The organism is Phyllobacterium sp. MT110 (assembly GCF_058792715.1).
The window spans coordinates 2,231,498-2,248,758 of record NZ_JBXAFE010000001.1 but is presented as its reverse complement, the minus strand read 5'-3'; the positions used below and the strand labels follow the sequence as shown (position 1 = coordinate 2,248,758).

15 protein-coding genes are annotated in these 17,261 nt (G+C 61.5%); 6 read left to right on the top strand and 9 right to left on the bottom strand.

The genetic code is table 11. The features are described from left to right. Positions 1–51 precede the first annotated feature (51 nt). From AC1Q5O_RS11305 to AC1Q5O_RS11280, 6 genes are all read right to left on the bottom strand, one after another. Positions 52–1,911 carry a 5'-nucleotidase C-terminal domain-containing protein gene (locus AC1Q5O_RS11305; RefSeq protein ID WP_492562985.1) on the bottom strand — a complete coding sequence of 620 codons (1,860 nt, stop codon included), beginning with the start codon at positions 1,909–1,911 and terminating at the stop codon, positions 52–54. Positions 1,912–2,082: 171 nt separating this feature from the next. Beyond that, complete coding sequence (gene omp10, locus AC1Q5O_RS11300; protein ID WP_464661455.1) at positions 2,083–2,475, bottom strand: outer membrane lipoprotein Omp10; 393 nt, start codon at positions 2,473–2,475, stop codon at positions 2,083–2,085. A gap of 676 nt (positions 2,476–3,151) precedes the next feature. Continuing rightward, positions 3,152–4,594: a homospermidine synthase gene (locus tag AC1Q5O_RS11295; protein ID WP_492562983.1), complete on the bottom strand. Its 1,443-nt coding sequence runs from the start codon at positions 4,592–4,594 to the stop codon at positions 3,152–3,154. 152 nt (positions 4,595–4,746) lie between these two features. Beyond that, entirely contained in the window at positions 4,747–5,658 is a 912-nt protein-coding gene (locus AC1Q5O_RS11290) for a heme-dependent oxidative N-demethylase family protein (protein ID WP_492562981.1), read from the bottom strand. Continuing rightward, on the bottom strand, positions 5,655–7,490 hold the full coding sequence (locus AC1Q5O_RS11285) for a M3 family oligoendopeptidase (RefSeq protein WP_492563156.1): 1,836 nt from the start codon (positions 7,488–7,490) through the stop codon (positions 5,655–5,657). Before AC1Q5O_RS11285 ends, AC1Q5O_RS11290 begins: the two co-directional genes overlap by 4 nt. 57 nt (positions 7,491–7,547) lie before the next feature. After that, positions 7,548–7,865 carry a hypothetical protein gene (locus tag AC1Q5O_RS11280; protein ID WP_426206174.1) on the bottom strand — a complete coding sequence of 106 codons (318 nt, stop codon included), beginning with the start codon at positions 7,863–7,865 and terminating at the stop codon, positions 7,548–7,550. 67 nt (positions 7,866–7,932) lie between these two features. Here AC1Q5O_RS11280 and AC1Q5O_RS11275 point away from each other — a divergent pair, with 67 nt between their 5' ends. Beyond that, on the top strand, positions 7,933–9,843 hold the full coding sequence (locus tag AC1Q5O_RS11275) for a peptidoglycan L,D-endopeptidase MepK (RefSeq protein WP_492563154.1): 1,911 nt from the start codon (positions 7,933–7,935) through the stop codon (positions 9,841–9,843). Between the two features lie 238 nt (positions 9,844–10,081). On the opposite strand, the gene AC1Q5O_RS11270 is transcribed toward AC1Q5O_RS11275, so the two are convergent. Beyond that, positions 10,082–10,723, bottom strand: a complete 642-nt coding sequence (locus tag AC1Q5O_RS11270) for a 2-dehydro-3-deoxy-phosphogluconate aldolase (protein WP_492562979.1) — start codon at positions 10,721–10,723, stop codon at positions 10,082–10,084. 38 nt (positions 10,724–10,761) lie between these two features. Continuing rightward, positions 10,762–11,394 carry an N-acetylmuramidase family protein gene (locus tag AC1Q5O_RS11265; RefSeq protein ID WP_492562978.1) on the bottom strand — a complete coding sequence of 211 codons (633 nt, stop codon included), beginning with the start codon at positions 11,392–11,394 and terminating at the stop codon, positions 10,762–10,764. A gap of 125 nt (positions 11,395–11,519) precedes the next feature. Between AC1Q5O_RS11265 and trhO the strand changes: the two genes are divergently transcribed. From trhO to modC, 5 genes are all read left to right on the top strand, one after another. Further along, on the top strand, positions 11,520–12,449 hold the full coding sequence (trhO, locus tag AC1Q5O_RS11260; protein ID WP_492562976.1) for an oxygen-dependent tRNA uridine(34) hydroxylase TrhO: 930 nt from the start codon (positions 11,520–11,522) through the stop codon (positions 12,447–12,449). Positions 12,450–12,536: 87 nt separating this feature from the next. Beyond that, complete coding sequence (locus AC1Q5O_RS11255) at positions 12,537–13,253, top strand: tellurite resistance TerB family protein (RefSeq protein ID WP_464661449.1); 717 nt, start codon at positions 12,537–12,539, stop codon at positions 13,251–13,253. A 277-nt stretch (positions 13,254–13,530) separates the two neighbouring features. Beyond that, positions 13,531–14,283, top strand: a complete 753-nt coding sequence (modA, locus tag AC1Q5O_RS11250; protein ID WP_464661448.1) for a molybdate ABC transporter substrate-binding protein — start codon at positions 13,531–13,533, stop codon at positions 14,281–14,283. Beyond that, positions 14,280–14,969 (top strand): molybdate ABC transporter permease subunit, encoded by a 690-nt coding sequence (gene modB / locus AC1Q5O_RS11245; protein WP_403184223.1) that lies wholly within the window; start codon positions 14,280–14,282, stop codon positions 14,967–14,969. The genes modA and modB overlap by 4 nt, the downstream gene beginning before the upstream one ends. Continuing rightward, a complete protein-coding gene (gene modC / locus AC1Q5O_RS11240; RefSeq protein WP_492562973.1) occupies positions 14,966–16,042 on the top strand; it encodes a molybdenum ABC transporter ATP-binding protein in 1,077 nt (358 codons plus the stop codon). The genes modB and modC overlap by 4 nt, the downstream gene beginning before the upstream one ends. Positions 16,043–16,045: 3 nt before the next feature. Here modC and AC1Q5O_RS11235 read toward each other — a convergent pair whose 3' ends face one another. Further along, on the bottom strand, positions 16,046–17,215 hold the full coding sequence (locus AC1Q5O_RS11235) for a pyridoxal phosphate-dependent aminotransferase (RefSeq protein ID WP_492562971.1): 1,170 nt from the start codon (positions 17,213–17,215) through the stop codon (positions 16,046–16,048). Positions 17,216–17,261: the final 46 nt, after the last annotated feature.

Below are 17,261 nucleotides of genomic sequence, written 5' to 3'. Positions count from 1 at the left end.
AGTTGCACCGGGTCGAAATAACAGTCCTGGGACCGTTTGTCCTAGCTGGAACTAGCGCGGCGGGATTGTCATCTCGCTGCCTATGGGCAGTTTCTCGACGATCATCCGCGGATTGGCTGCCGCCAGCTTTTTCCAGTCCGAACCCTTGCCGTAGACCTGCTTGGCAATATTCCAGAAATTGTCACCGCGCTTGATCGTATAGGCCGATGGCGCGGCAGCGGCAGCGGGTGCCGGTGCAGCTGTTTGCGCCGCAGGCTTGGCGGGCGGTGCCGGGTCCGCTGCGGCTGGTGTGGCCGCTGCGGCCAGAACGGTTATGCGCCCGTCCGTATAGGGCTTGTAGGGCGTGTTCTTGGCGAGATAATCCGATACCACGGCTTCAAGGCCGGGGCCGTAATCATAGGCGTTCTGGGCATTGCTGGCGAAAATCTTGTAGCCATCGCCGCCCGCGCGCATGTAATTGTTGGAGACGACGCCGTAGGTGGCGGCCGTGTCAATCGGTTTCCAGCCGCTGCCGTCGCGCACTTCCACGGCGGAAACGCGCTGGCCGACGGGTTTCGACACGTCGAACGCGTATTTGACGCCGGAAACCTGCGCGAAACGGCCCGCACCCTGGTCGATCTGGCTGACGCCGTTTTCCAGCGCGGCCACCACGTCGGCCCCCTTGAGCTGGAAGGTCGACAGCGTGTTCTGGAACGGCAGCACCGTCAGGACTTCGCCCATGGTCACATCCCCGGCATCGATGGATGCGCGCAGGCCGCCGCCATTGATGATGGCGATGGTCATGCCCTGGTCCTTGACCCGGTCGAGCATGGCGTCGGCGACGAGATTGCCCATGGAGCATTCGACCACCCGGCAAATCTCGCGGGCCGCTTCGATGACGCCGCTGGATTCGGCCACCTTTTTGGCTTTCAAGGCTTCGATCGGCTTGGCCAGTTCCTTGACCCGCGCGAGATAGGCGGGATCAGGCACCACGGAGGAATCGAGCAGGATCGGCGCGCCCTCGCTCCTGATGACATTGCCGTCATCGTCGAAGGTCACCTTCAGCTCGCCCAGATATTTGGAATAGGATTTCGCCTGGACGATCGGCACATCACGGCCGGATGGCCCCTTGACGAGGGTCGGGTAGGGTCCAAGCGCCTGCGGATCGGTGTTCGACAGGAGGGTGTGGCTGTGTCCGCCGACAATCACGCTGATCCCGGCAACACTGGCGGCGATCTGCTTGTCCTTGACATAGCCGTCATGGTTGAGCGCGATGATCTTGTTGACGCCCTCGGCCTTCAGCGCCTCGACCTGCTTTTTCAGGGTCTCGATCTCATCGGCGAACTTGACCGTCGGTCCGGGCGTTGAAATATCCGCCGTGTCGGTGGTGATGGCCGACACGATGCCGATCTTCTGGCCGCCGATTTCCTTGATGACATAGGGCTTGTACTTGCCGGCGATGGGCGAGCCGTCAGCGGCAATGGTGTTGGCAGAGATGACAGGGAATTTCACCTTGCCGAGGAATTTTGCCAGCGTGTCGACGCCATCATCGAATTCATGGTTGCCGAGGGCCATGACATCATAGCCGATGCCGTTCATGAATTCGGCGGTGTCGTCGCCCTTGTAGGTCGTGTAGAACAGCGAGCCCTGGAATTCGTCGCCCGCATTGAGCACGATGACATTGCCGCCATCCTTGGAGAGGGCGGCGCGGCGCTCGTCGATCTTGGCTTTTACCCGGGCGATGCCGCCAAAGCACTCGTTCTTGCTCTCCTCCTCGGCGGAGCAGGTCGAATCATATTTGTTGATTGATTCCTGGCGCGAGTGGAAATCGTTGATGTGCAGAATGTTGAGCGTGTAGTCGGCCATGGCCGCACCGGCGGTCATGACGAGAGCCGAGGTGCCGAGCAGAATTCTGGCGAGGATTTTTGACATGAACTGTTCCCCTGTTGCGATCGCCTGATGCTGTCACCGGTCGTTGGCATCCGTGTGACAGATGCGCCGATGCTTTCATTCCTTGGCGTGGCATGCAAGGGAAGAGCGGCGGTTTTTGCCGCTCAAGGTAAAGCCGGCCAGCGCAGCTGCCCGCGCGGGCCGGCGATGGTGTCAGCCTGTCTGGCCGCCGCGGCGTGTCAGCGAGAACTGCTGGCCGCTGGACGAGGTGCAGTTCAACTGGCCGGGATTGACGAGGGCGCAATTGACCTTGGACTGCGTGCCGCGGGCAAGCGAACGCAGGTTGATCTCGATGAGGCTGGCGGAGGCAAAGCGGTAGCTGCCTTCGGCCAGTTTTTCCTTGGTGTCATTGGCGCGAGTCTCGAAAACGCCGCCGTTGAAATTCGAGAAGGCAACGCCCGATGTATCAAACCATTGGCCCTGCACGGCGTCGGTCGGGCGGGAAGCCTGCACCGCTCCGCTGTCGTGAATGGGGCCGCTGGTCTGGCAAGCAGCAAGTGCCACTGCCATGGTCGCTGCGCTGAAGGCCAGTGAAATACGTTTCATCCGATCAATCTCCTGATGGGTTGCCCTTTTAAATGCCGTGAAAACCAAGCAAAAACAAGACATAAGTTTAATAAGCCGCAGAGTTTCGCCGCGTGTGGCTTCCGCAAAACTGCCCTGTTGTCCATTGGCGGGCGCCCATGTCAGATCGTTGTTCACCCCCCCTCTCAAAAAATAACGCCAACTTATCCAACACTTCCCATCCGCGCTTATCCTTCTCGTGTCCTTTCCGGCGGGAATGCTTCCGGAAACTTTCGAAAGTCGGGAAAGGATCGGCGCTTCGGCCTGTGGGAGAACCCCTAGGCCGGGGAGGTTCAGTCCAATCATGCCAGGTTGGGCAAGACCGATTGCCGGGGCGGGTGGTCCAAGGGATCGCAACAACCGCAACACCAACCAAAGACCTCAGCGCTCCCGATGGACCGCCCGTCTTTCCCACCTTTCAACAGCCAGACGCGACAGCGGGCGTGGCAACGGGGAGAGTGTAGCTGTCTTATTGCAGAACAATCGTGCGCCCTTCGACAAGCTCACCATGAGGGAAGTGGAGGATTGCAGGGTATATTCTGCGGCTTTTGCGATTAGCGTTACAGCGCCAACCTCCCTCATGGTGAGCTTGTCGAACCACGCACCACAAACCACGCAGCGGATATGAAAACGGCAACCCTTGGGTTGCCGTTTTTGATCAATGCACGAGAATGTTGCGGAACTGCCAGGGGTCGCTGGTGTCGATGTCTTCCTTGAAGAAGCCAGGACGGTTTTCCAGCGGCGTCCAGTCGGTATAGTGCCCCTTGAGCGGCCCGAGATAGGGCTTCTGGATTTCAAGGCAGCGGCGGAAGTCGATCTCGTCGGTTTCGACAATTCCGGCTTCCGGATTTTCCAGTGCCCAGACCATGCCCGAGAGAACCGCCGAACTGACCTGCAGACCGGTGGCGTTCTGGTAAGGCGCCAGTTTGCGGGCTTCCTCGATGGTCAGCTGCGAGCCGTACCAGTAGGCGTTCTTGTCGTGGCCATAGAGCAGGACACCGAGCTCATCCGCACCGTCGACGATCTCGGATTCCTCCAGAACGTGGTGGATGGCCTGCGGCTGGCCGGCGGCACCGAACATTTCGTCGAGCGACAGCGTTGCCACATTGGACGGATGGTAGGCGTAGTGGCAGGTCGGCCGGTAGGCAGCCTTGCCCTTCTTGTCGAACACGGTGAAGAAGTCTGCAATCGAGATTGCCTCGTTGTGCGTCACCAGCAGGCCGAACTGCGGTCCCTCGGTCGGACACCAGGTGCGGATACGGGTATCGGCGCCGGGCTGTTCGAGGAAGATCGCGGCCTTGTTGCCCTTATTCTGCTTGCGGGCGTTCTTGGGCAGCCACTTTTCATGCGTGCCCCAGCCCAGTTCCGCCGGCTGCAGGCCTTCGGAAATGAAGCCGTCCACCGACCAGGTGTTCCAGAACACGCCGAACGGCTTCGGCTCGCCCGCGCGCTGCGTGTCGCGTTCGGCAATGTGAATGCCCTTGATGCCGGTCTGGCGCATCAGGCGCGCCCAACCGTCGCGGTCATTGCGCGCCGGTTCGGTGTGCTCGATACCCAGATCCTTGGCGAGATTGATAACCGCCTGTTTGACGAACCACGACACCATGCCGGGATTGGCACCGCTGCAGGAGACGGCCGTGGTGCCGCCGGGCTTGCGGCGCTTTTCCGCCAGCAGCGTTTCGCGCAGCGCATAATTGGTGCGTTTCGCGTTGTCGCCGCCCGCATTGTAAAATCCGGCCCATGGCTCGATGACCGTGTCGATGTAGAGCGAGCCGAGCTTGCGGCACAGGCGCATGATATCGACCGACGATGTATCGACGGACAGATTGACGCAAAAACCCTGGCCATCGCCTGCAGTCAGCAACGGTTTCAGCAGCGTCTTGTAATTTTCCTTGGTAACGGCTTCCTGAATGAAGCGGATGCCACGCTCGTCGAGCAGTTTCTTGTTGGCATCACTCGGGTCGATGACGACCAGGCGGGACTTATCGAATTTGAAGTGGCGCTCTATGAGGGGCAGGGTACCCCGTCCGATGGACCCGAAACCGATCATCACGATCGGACCAGTAATTTCTCCATGTACAGGCCAATTCGCCTTCGCCATTTTTTTGCTACTCCTAATTTTTTAATCTCCATCAATGAGGGCAGCGGTTATTTCACCGCTTCAAAGAAACCATAGAGCATAGTGATGACAAAGAGCAAACAACCGTTCACCGGAAAGGGGTGAAAACTGCAACTACTGTTAATTGAAATGCTTCAAAGCGACTTTAAAGCCGCGACAAGCCGGTCGCGGACAGCCATGATGCCTTTGTAATGCGCCTGCGCGTCGCTCAGCGACTGGAGCTGATGGGCAAAGGCTTCGGCAATGCCGCGGCATTCCGGGTGCTTTTTCAAGGCACCCACCGGATCGAGATGAATGCGGATGGTGAAGAGAATGTCGCCGGATGCCGGCAGCTTGCGCAGGGTCTGGCGTTCGACGCGGATAAAGCTCTGGGCGACGATGTCCGCGTCGGTGTAGCGTGCGCCCTTCTGCTGGCTCGACAACGGATGGTAGAGGTCGCCGTCCGGCTGCAACGACCAGTTCATGCGATAGACCGAACGGTCCGGCCGCAGATTATCGAACATGCGGTTGATCAGGCCCGCATTGCGCGTGCCCGCGCCGAAATCCGGCACCGGCGCATGGATGTCCTCCATCGAGCGGCCGAACTTTTCCAGAAGGGTCCAGGAGGAGGGGAAGGACAGCGATGCCGCCGCCAGATGCCAGCCGCGCCATTCATCCTTGCGCATCAGGACGAGGTCTTCCTGCACGAGATTGGCGGCGCGATGCAGAAAGGGCGAACCGGCATCGCCGAGCGGAACCTGTTCGTCCCAGCCGGTAACCGCGATGGTGCCGCCGTTCCGGCGGTAAAGCGCGGGATAGTGCCCGGCGAGATGCGCGCTCAAGAGGTCGAGCACTTCCTTTTGCGCGTCCTGCGTGCCGGGCTCCTCGACGAAAATCTTCCCCGCGTGCAGCCCGAACAGCCGCTGCTTTTCCCTGAGGTAGGGAAGGAGATTGCCGTCAATCTCGATCCAGTCCTTCAGGTCGAGCTGGTGCAGCCCGATGGTGAAGGGCTGCGCCGAACCGTCATAGGGCGTGTGGGCGGGGGGCGTTTGGGCAGGCGCACTCATTCGGCGTTGTCCATCGCCTCCAGCTCGTCGATGATGCCTTCGATGACGGAAAGCCCCTTCTGCCAGAACGCCGGATCGGTGGCATCGAGGCCGAACGGAGCCAGCAGCTCCGAATGGTGTTTTGTGCCGCCAGCCTTCAGCATGTCGAAATATTTTTGCTGGAAGCCCGCATCGGCATTCTGGTAGACCGCATACAGCGAATTCACCAGGCAATCGCCGAAGGCATAGGCATAGACGTAGAACGGCGAATGGATGAAATGCGGAATATAGGTCCAGAATGTTTCGTAGCCGGGGCCGAAGCGGATCGCCGGTCCGAGGCTTTCCTTCTGCACATCCAGCCAGATCTCGCCGATGCGGTCGGAGGTCAGTTCACCATTGGCGCGCTCGGTGTGCACCCGGCGTTCGAACAGGTAGAAGGCGATCTGGCGCACGACCGTGTTGATCATGTCCTCGGCCTTCTGCGCCAGCATGGCCTTGCGTTCGCGCTTGTCTCTGGTTTTTTCCAGCAGCGAGCGGAAGGTCAGCATTTCACCGAATACGGAGGCGGTTTCGGCGAGCGTCAGCGGTGTTGAGGCCATCAGCGCACCCTGATCACCGGCCAGAACCTGATGTACGCCATGGCCGAGTTCATGGGCAAGGGTCATCACGTCACGCGGCTTGCCCATGTAGTTGAGCAGCACATAGGGATGGACGGAAGGCACGGTCGGATGGGCGAAGGCGCCCGGCGATTTGCCGGGGCGCGTGGGCGCATCGATCCAGTTCCTGTCGAAGAAGGCGCGGGCGATATCGGCCATTTCCGGGGCAAAGCCGTTATAGGCCGACAGCACGGTGTCCCTGGCTTCCGTCCATGGGATCACCGCCTGCGGCGTCTCCGGCAAGGGCGCGTTGCGGTCCCAGTTGTTGAGGTAATCGAGGCCGAGCCACTTGGCCTTCAGCGCGTAATAGCGGTGCGACAGGCGCGGATAGGCCGCCTGCACAGCCTCGGCCAGCGCATCCACCACCTCCCGCTCGACGCGGTTGGCCAGGTGGCGGCTGTCGGCAATATCCTGAAAACCGCGCCAGCGATCGGAGATTTCCTTGTCCTTGGCCAGGGTATTGGTGATCAGCGTGAAGGTGCGCAGATTTTCCTTGAATGTCTTTGCCAGGGCGTCGGATGCTTTCTTGCGCACGGTTCCGTCGGCGTCCTGCAGCATGTTGAGCGTCGGTTCGAGCGCAAGGTCCTCGCCGCCGACATCAAAGCGCAGTGCCGTCATGGTTTCGTCGAACAGGCGGTTCCAGGCGCCGCGCCCGGTGATCGACTTCTCATGGAACAGCTGCTCGATCTTGTCATCGAGCTGGTAGGGCTTGTCCTTGCGCAGGTCGACCAGCCAGGGCCGGTAATGGCCGATGGCGGGATTGCCGTCCATCGCCTTTTCGATCACCGCATCGTCGATGCGGTTGAGTTCGAGGCTGAAGAAGATCAGGTGCGCGCTGGCATTGGTCATCTTTTCCTGGATGTCGCCATAAAGCTTGGCGCGCTTCGGATCGGAGGTATCGCCCGCATAGACCAGCCCGGCATAGGAGACGATCTTGCCGATCAGTTCTTCCAGCGCTTCGAATTCGCGGATCGCTTCGGCAAAGGTGCCGCCCATCGGCTTGGCGGCTTCGGCGGCCAGATTGCCCTTCCAGCGACTGGCGAAGAGCACGGCCAGCTCGTCGGCCTTTTGCAGGTCCGTCTTGAGTTCGGTGCTGTCCGCCGAGGGATAGAGATCGGCAAGGTTCCACTCGGGCAGGACGCCGAGAGCGGTCTGTTCCGCCTTGGCGGCGGCAGCGCCGGACTTTCCGGAAGGCATGTGGTTCGTGATTTCGAATTTCATTTTGGCACCGTTTTTTGGCAATCAAGCGCTTGTTCAAACGCGAATCATGAGGGATAGTTTCGGCGAGCGAAAGCTTAAAAGTCCATTGGCGATTGTTCCAGTTGCGTATTCCGCGTTTACAAAACGTGCGTGTGTAAGACCTAAGAAGGGTGGATTCTCACGCCAAAAGGTCTTAATGGTGCTGTTAACCACCCGTTGACCATGTCTTGAATCAGCTTTTCGCGTCTGGGTTTTTGCCATGCTCTCAACGTATTTGTTCTTCAATAAGTGACCATTAACCATTAAATCGGATAATCCAGATATTCGGGGACTGGAAAAAACGGTCAAGGTTGGGACGACATTGTCAAACATGATTCATGCACAGAACGGCAAATCGACGGCAGGTTCTTTTGTACGCGCCAGCTGGTTTGTGTTCCTCATGGTCTTCGGCTCGATGCTGTTTGCATCGGCACAGGCTTCCGCTGAGACACGCACGCTCAAGCTCTATTTCATCCATACGAAGGAACGTGCGGAAATCACGTTCAAGAAGAATGGACGCTATCAGCAGGACGGCCTGAACAAGCTCAACCGCTTCCTGCGCGACTGGCGCCGCAACGAACCGACGAACATGGACCCCCGCCTGTTCGATCTGGTCTGGCAGGTCTATCAGTCTGTCGGCGGCTCCGATTATATCCACGTGGTTTCCGCCTACCGCTCTCCGGCCACCAATTCCATGCTGCGCTCGCGCAGCCGCGGCGTCGCCCAGAAAAGCCAGCACATGCTCGGCAAGGCGATGGACTGGTATCTTCCCGGCGTGAAACTCTCGACCCTGCGCGTGACCGCGCTGAAATTCCAGGCTGGCGGCGTCGGCTATTACCCGACATCCGGCTCGCCTTTCGTCCACACGGACGTGGGCAATGTCCGCATGTGGCCGCGCATGAGCCGCCGCGAACTGCTGGCCGTGTTCCCCGATGGCAAGACGATGCACATCCCCGCGGATGGCAAGCCGCTGCCCGGCTATGAACAGGCCGTTGCCGCCTATGAATCGCGCAAGCGCAGCGGCGGTTCCGTTCAGGTTGCCAGCAATTCCTCCAGCTCCGGCCGTCGCGGCAAGACCCTGTTCGGCATGCTCTTTGGCGGCGGCGGTGCCGACGACGAGGAGGATTCCAGCGAAGGCAGTGTCGCCGTGGCCTCCGCGCCGACCCCGTCGCGCAGCGTAGCCCGTGTCGCACGGCCGGCTGCATCGGATGATGACGAGGGCGGCGGTGCAACATCATTGCCGGGCGTGGCGGTCGGACAGTCCGCCCCTGCAGCAGCGCCGGCGGCAGCCGCCGCACCGGCTCTGCCGACCCGCAATGCGCCTGCGCCTTTGACAGCGCCACGGCCTGAAACACCGGTCGAAGCCTCGCCGGAAGACAATGCCGCGCTCGCCTTTGCCGTTCCCGTGCCGCTGCGCCGTCCGGACTATGCGCCGACGCCTGAAGCGGGCGCCCCGGCCACACTGAATGCGCTCGCCGAGGATCAGTCGACCGTTGTCGCAGCCCTGCCGACGCCGCGTCCGACCGACAGCGCCGGTGCGATCCGTGACATGATCGCCGCCAATGTGAACACCCCGGCCAATGAGCCCGCACCGGCCCAGCCGGAAATGGTCAACGCGCTGGTTCCCGTTCCCTTCGACAAGCCCCAGTCCGGTCCCAAGCGCACGGACATGATGGTGGCCTCGGTCGTGCCGAACCCGCGCCCGGCCATGCCGCCTGCGCAGGTACAGGTCGCCGCTGCGTCGGAACATGATGTCATTCCGGTTCCGAACGAAGATCTGGAAACGATCATCAAGCAGTCCGATGCCGCCCATGCCAAGGCACCGGCCGTTGCCGTGGCCCAGCCGGCCCAGGCCATCCCGACAGTGCCGGCAACCACGGGCGGCCGCGTCGTCCGCAACAAGCCGGCGCCGACACAGAACACGCAGCTGGCATCGGCTGAGCCTCAGCCGTCGCTGCGCCGCACCATGCTGGATGCGGGCGGTTCGGCCGATCCGGTTGCCATGCTCGACAGCGGTGTGATCACCACGGGCAAGACCTCGAAGCCGCGCCGCCAGACGGCCAAGAACCAGGGCGCCAAGGCCATTCAGGTTGCCTCTGAAGTGCCGGACCGGGCGCTGTCCAGCCAGCAGGTCGCCGAGACATCGCCGAACGTCGAACCGGCTGTCCTGCGCAACGAAGCCATGCGCACTGCGCCGACGACGGTGTATACGGCCGGCTTCCAGCAGGCGCTGCCGGTGGCCGACACCAACAAGTTCACGGGCAAGGCTGTGACCTTCCTGTCGATTGCGAAGTTCACCGCAACCAACTGATCGCCCGTTCGCGGGTCAAACAAAAGGGCGGCCCGTTGCGGAGCCGCCCTTTTTCATGAATTCCACTATCTGTTGCATCTTGCCAGTGCGTGGTTCGACAAGCTCACCATGAGGGAGGTGGTTTGGTTTACATGCCAATCGCGATGGTTGCAGAATATACCCCTTGCAATCCTCACCCTCCCTCATGGTGAGCTTGTCGAACCACGCACCAAGCGGCATGCTGCTTGAAAATAGCGCTTTATGCTTTTGCCAGTTTGGCGGCCTCGGCGGCGAGCTTGGTGATGTCGTCCCACTTCCCGGCCTGAACCAGATTTTCCGGGGCAACCCAGGAGCCGCCGACGCAGACGACGTTCGGCAGATCGAGATAGGTCCTGGCGTTGCCAGCACCGATGCCGCCGGTCGGGCAGAACTGGATACCGGCAAAGGGTGACGACAGGGATTTGAGGAAGGACGCCCCGCCTGCCTGCTCGGCCGGGAAGAATTTCAGCATGGTATAGCCTTCTTCGCGCAGGGCCATGATTTCCGCCGGTGTGATCGCACCGGGAAGCAGAGGCACCTTGCCGGCGCTGGCGGCCTTCAGCAGTTGCGGCGTGGCGCCGGGGCTGACGATGAAACGCGATCCCGCGGCGCTGGCCTCTTCATACTGGCGCGCATTGAGAATGGTCCCGGCGCCGACGATGGCCTCGGGCACCTCATTGGCGACGGCGCGGATGGCGTCGAGCGCGGCGGGCGTGCGCAGGGTGATCTCGATAGCCGGAAGGCCACCGGCGGCCAGCGCACGGGCCAGAGGCACCGCATGGGCGACATCATGGACGAGAATGACCGGGATAACCGGCTGGCCCTTCAGAACGGGTAATAGCAAATCGGTCTTCTGGGCCATGTCAAACTCTCCGCGGTTGATGGGTTCAATCGATTTAGTCATACCGGGCCGCTTTGTCCACCGGTTGCTGTGGTGCCGCGAGATTCCGCCGCGGCAAAACGGCGCCAGGCGAGGGCCAGTTTGGCATCATAGCGGTTCTGTGTGAACTTTGGACCGTTATAGGCGCGGGCAAAACTCTTCCAGTCATGCCGTGCCAGGGCGGGCATGAGGTTGCTGTACGCGATGAAGCGGATCATCAGGCGAAGCTGCCCCTTGAGGGAAGCGCGCGCCTCGGCGGCGAGCGCCTCGACGCTGTCATGGCCAAGGCATTTCCAGTGCGCGCCCATGACCTGGCCTATTCCCCAGGATACGGATTCAAGCGCCGCCTGCCGGTCGATGGCGATGGCTGCCTCCAGCAGCTGCCAGCGCGCCGCCTGCGATGCGGGATTGCGGACCGCACCGGCGGCAGGGTTGGCAAGACCCCTGCTGCGGGCGACCTGCCGCTGCGCGCCAGAGAGACGCTGGTCGAAATAGTGCCCCTCGAAGCGGATGGGCGGTTCGCTGCGCCCGGCGATCCGGTAAAGGCAGACGCCGCCGCTTTCCACCTCGGCGACGGCCAGCAGCACCGCCGGTTCGATCCCGGCCTGCTGCGCCTCGTCACGGATGTCGCGTATATCCTGTTGTGAAAACATATTCTCAGTCCCTCGGGAATTGTACCTGTTCACCAGGGATTATCCGGGGCCTTGGGGCGCGTTGCATAAGTAAACGCTGCAAATCTCTTGAAATCATCGCTTAGGAGCAGTAGTTGCAGGGGATCATGACCGATCACACCGCAAACTTGCCCTTCAAAGTGGCAGCACTCTACCGTTTTGCCCGGCTGGAACATTACCAGGCGTTGCAGGAGCCGCTGGCGCAGCTGTGCTGCGGGTCGGGCATCAAGGGCACGCTGCTGCTGGCGGCCGAAGGCATCAACGGCACCGTGGCCGGCACGCCCGACGCCATTGACAGGCTGGTCGCGTTCCTCGAAGCGGAGCCGGCCATTGCCGGCATGGAACTGAAATTTTCCCATGCGAGCGAAATGCCGTTCAAGCGCATGAAGGTGCGGCTGAAAAAGGAAATCGTCACCATGGGCGTCGAGGATATCGACCCGCTCCAGAGCGTCGGCACCTATGTGCCCGCGCAGGAATGGAACGCCCTGATTTCCGATCCGGGTACGATCGTTATCGATACGCGCAATGATTATGAAACGGCGATTGGCACCTTTGCCAATGCGGTCGATCCGCAGACAAAGACGTTTCGCGAGTTCCCGCAATGGGTGGAAAACCACCGGGACGAACTGGAAGGCAAGAAGATCGCCATGTTCTGCACCGGCGGCATCCGCTGCGAGAAGGCGACGGCCTTCGTCAAGGGGCTGGGCTTCGACGATGTGTTCCACCTGAAGGGCGGCATCCTCAAATATCTCGAGGACGTGCCTGCCGCCGAAAGCCGCTGGGAAGGCGAATGTTTTGTCTTCGACGAGCGCGTCTCGGTCGGTCATGGCTTGGTGGAAGGGGCGGCGGAGCTGTGCCACGCCTGCCGCAATCCGATTGCGCCGGAGGACAAATTGTCCCCGCTGTTCGCGGAAGGCATTTCCTGCCCGAAATGCTATCACGAGCGGACGGACGCCGACCGCGCCCGCTTTGCCGAACGGCAAAAACAGGTGAAACTCGCCAAATTGCGCGGCGAAAAGCACCATATCGGCTCCTGATCACAAAAAATCCATCTGTCATTGCAATGACGCCATGCCGACCCTAACTAGGTCGGGACGCATCCGTGCAGCCATGAGGAGATTTGCATGTTCGACCCGAAGAAGATTCTTGATGATTTTCTGGGAAGCAGTATTCCAGGAACTGGAACCTCCGTTCGAGATACGGCCGGCAAGGCAACACAGATGGCCAAGGACAATCCGCTGGCTGCCGGCGCTCTGGCCGCTGTGCTGCTGGGCACAGGCACGGGCCGCGACATCGCCGGCGGTGCGCTGAAGCTCGGCGGCCTCGCTGCCGTGGCCGGGCTCGCCTACAAGGCCTATCAGAATTACCAGTCGGGCAATGCACCGGCCGAAACGGCAAAGGCCGGGGAGCCGGATCTGCTGCCGCCGCCCGACGATTCAAGCTTCCATCCGGCAACGGCGCCGCAGGGCGAGCATGAGTTCGCGCTGGTGCTGGTGCGCGCCATGATTGCCGCTGCCCGGGCCGATGGCCATGTGGATGAGGCGGAACGGGCACGCATCGTCGAAAAGCTTTCGCTTTCCGGCATGAACAGCGACACGCAGGAATTCCTCGCCACGGAGCTGAACGCCCCCGTCAATATCGACGCGCTGGTTGCCGCCGCCGCCACCGATGCGCAGAAGGTCGAACTCTACACGGCATCGCGCCTGGCCATCGAGGCCAAGACCCGCGCGGAACGCGGCTATCTCGATCTCCTGGCCGGACGGCTGAAACTGCCTGACAATCTCATCGATCATATCGAGGCCACTGTGGCCAATGTGAAAACGCCCGCGCCGCAGGCGTAAAGGCGAGCGAACCGGCATGGAAGACACCTGCCCCGACAGGCGGGTGTTTTGCTCTCGACAAGACAAACGACTCCAGTCTAGTTTGACGCGTTCTGACTCGGGGCCAAGGGTTCGTCAGGACATCAGGGCAGTGTCGATGGCTGCCATTGCGTCAAGGGTTTTGAGAGCGTCCGGGTCGCGCGCGCTTTGTTCGGACCCACCATCATGTCTCTATGTATGCAACTGGATGCATGGCCGGTGTGAGACCGTCATGGATTCGTGGACAGGGGTGGACCTCATGAAAAAAATTCTCATTCTGGGCTTTATGGTTCTGGCGGCGATGGCGGGTGCCAACGGTGCCTCTGCCGCCGAAAAGGTAACGGTGTTTGCTGCGGCGAGCATGAAGGAAGTGGTCGAAACGGCGGCTGCGAAGTTCGAAGCAAAGACCGGCACGAAAGTGACCTCCTCCTTTGCCGCATCGTCGGTGCTGGCCAAGCAGATCGAGCAGGGCGCGCCCGCGAACATCTTTATTTCCGCCGATCTCGACTGGATGGACTATCTCGAACAGCGCAATCTCATCGACAAGCCGTCGCGCAAGATCGTTGCGGGCAATGCGCTTGTTATTCTGACCAAGGCGGACAAGGGCGATGCGGCCGCTATCCTGAAGGCCGGACGCTTTGCCATGGGTGATCCCAGCAACGTGCCCGCCGGCAAATATGGCAAGAGCGCACTGGAAACATTGAAAGTCTGGGACGACGTCGCCAAAAACGCTGTTTTCACCGAAAACGTGCGCGCGGCGCTGGAATTCGTGCGCCGCGGCGAGGCGAATTCCGCCATTGTCTACGCCTCGGACCATACGGCTGCGCCCGAACTGATCGAAGCCTATCGTTTCGCCGGTTCGACCCATAAGCCCATCCTCTATCCGGCCGCGCTGGTCGGCAAGGAGCCTTCGGCCGAAGGCAAGGCGTTCCTCGATTTCCTCGCCAGCGACGAGGGCCAGGACATCATCAAGTCGAAAGGCTTTGTCGGCGCATCTGACAAGGCAGGCTGACAGTGCTGGGTGAGACAGAATGGGCCATCGTTCTTCTGTCGCTGAGGGTCGCGCTGGTCGCGATCCTCGTCGCTCTGCCTTTTGCCTTCGTTTTCGCCTGGATTCTGGCGCGCTTTTCCTTCTGGGGCAAAAGCCTGCTGCAGGCGTTGATCACCATGCCGCTGGTCATTCCGCCCGTTGTCACGGGCTATCTCCTGCTGGTGTGGTTCGGCGCGCGCGGCATGCTGGGCGGTTTCTTCAACGACGTGTTCGGGCTGACCTTTTCCTTCCGCTGGACCGGCGCGGCGCTGGCGGCGGGCGTCATGGCCTTTCCCCTGCTGGTGCGGCCGATGCGCCTTTCCATTGAAAGCCTTGATCGCGGCCTTGAGGAGGCGGCGCGCTCGCTCGGTGCCGGGCGTATCGTGGTGTTCCTGACGGTGACGCTGCCGCTCCTGCTGCCGGGCATTCTCGCCGGGGCGGTGCTGGGCTTTGCCAAGGCACTGGGTGAATTCGGCGCGACGATCACTTTTGTGTCCAATATTCCGGGTGAGACACAGACCCTGTCGCTTGCCATCTATTCGCTGCTGCAGAGCCCGAATGGCGATGTGGCCGCGCTGCGGCTGATCCTGGTTTCCGTGGTGATTTCAATTGTCGCGGTGGTTGCGTCCGAATGGCTGCAGCGGCGGCTCAGCGGAGGGCGGGCATGAGCGAGACGCTGATTGTTTCCGTTGAAGGGCAGGTCGGGACATTCCCCGTCGCTGCCGCCTTTACGGCAGGCGGCGGCGTCACTGCGCTGTTCGGCGAATCCGGTGCCGGCAAGACGACGCTGCTGAAAATGATCGCCGGAGTGACGCGTCCTGCCAAGGGCCGGATCGCCATCCGCGATCAGGTGCTGTTCGACAGCGCCAGGGGTATCCATCTGCCGCCGGAACAGCGCCGGATCGGCTATGTCTTCCAGGATGCGCGGCTGTTTCCGCACCTTTCGGTCAAGAACAACCTGACCTATGCGCGCTGGGCCGGGCGGCGCAGCGAAGGCTTGTCATATGACCGGGTGGTGGCGCTTCTCGGCCTTGAACATCTGCAGCAGCGCGCACCGGCACTGCTGTCCGGCGGCGAGCGCCAGCGCGTGGCGATCGGGCGGGCGCTGCTGTCCAATCCGGCGCTGCTGCTGATGGACGAGCCGCTGTCGTCTCTCGATCATTCCCGCCGCCAGGAAATCCTGCCTTTCCTTGAAACCCTGCGCGACGAAACCGGATTGCCGATCCTCTATGTCAGCCACGAGATTGACGAGGTGGCGCGGCTCGCCGACGAGATCGTGCTGCTGCAGGGCGGCCGGGTCACGGCGAGCGGACCCGCGGAGGCGATCTTTTCGCGGCTCGGCAGCCATGACGATGCCGGAGCGCTGGTGACGGGCGTGGTCACGGCAAGCGACGAGGCGTTCGGACTGACATCCCTCGACATCGGCGGCCAGCCATTCCAGATCGCCAGGCTCGGCTTTGGCGCCGGAACAAAGCTGCGGCTGCGGATAAGGGCGCGGGACGTTTCCATTGCCCGCGCACGGCCGCAGGCGATCAGCGTGCGCAACATCCTGCCGGCCAAAATTACCGCCATCGCCGGCAATGACGGTCCCGACTGCGACCTGACGCTCGACATTGGCGGCCAGACCATCGTTGCACGGCTGACGCGCAAGTCGGCGAGCGAACTTGCGCTCAAACAGGGCGAGGCGGTGTTCGCCCTGGTCAAAGCCGCATTGGTGGATCGCGGCGTGCTGCGCGGCTGAAGCCTATTTCGCGAGGAACCGTTCGATGCGCTCGATGGCGCGCAGGATGTTTTCCTCCGAATTGGCGTAGGAGAGGCGGATATAGCCCTCGCCGAGAATGCCGAAATCGGGGCCGCCGATCAGCGCCACACCGGCTTCATCCAGCAAGGCCGCCGCCAGTTGTTTGGCCGGCCATCCCGTCTGCTTGATGTTGGGAAACGCATAGAACGCGCCCTTCGGCGTGGCACAGCTGATGCCGGGCAGGCTGTTGAGGCCGTCGACCACGATCCTGCGGCGGCTGTCGAAGGCGCGGCACATCTTTTCGACATCGTCCTGCGGGCCGTCGATGGCGGCGATGCCGGCATATTGGCTGGGGGCGTTGACACAGGACCAGCAATTGACGGCGAGCTTGCGCACCTTGTCATAAAGGCTGTCCGGCCAGATCGACCAGCCCATGCGCCAGCCGGTCATTGCCCATGTCTTGGACCAGCCATTGAGCACGATCAGCCGGTCGCGGATCGACGGGAAGGTCAGGAGCGAGCAATGTTCCTCGCCGTCATAGGTCATCACGTCGTAGATCTCGTCGGACATGATAGCGACGTGCGGATGCGCCTCCAGTCCCTTGACCAGCTTTTCAATCTCGGCCTTCGGGGTGACACCGCCCGTCGGATTGGCCGGTGAATTGAGGATCAGCAGCCGCGTCTTGGGTGTAATCAGGGCAAGTGTCTCTTCCGCCGAGAAGGCAAATCCGTTCTCCTCGCGGATCGGCACGGGAACCGGGGTGGCACCGGTGAATTCGATCATCGAGCGATAGATCGGGAAGCCGGGATCGGGGTAGAGGATTTCCGCGCCGGGTTCGCCGAAAATCAGGATGGCGGCGAACATGGTCACCTTGCCGCCGGGGACAATCATGACATTCTCCGGCGAGACCTCGACGCCCGTGGTGGTCAGCGTGCGGCGCACCACGGCCTCGCGCGTGGCGAGCAGTCCGGTTGCCGGCGTATAGCCGTGATGGCCGTCTCTGAGCGCCTTGATGGCGGCTTCGACGATATGGGCGGGTGTTTTGAAATCCGGCTGGCCGATGCCGAGATTGATGATGTCCTTGCCCTGTGCGGCGAGGGCGGTGGCGCGGGCGAGAACAGCGAAGGCATTTTCTTCACCGATACGGTCGAAACCGGAGATGGTACGCAGCATTATCTTGTCTCACATACAATTTATGTCTTCTGCTTTGTGCGGTTCC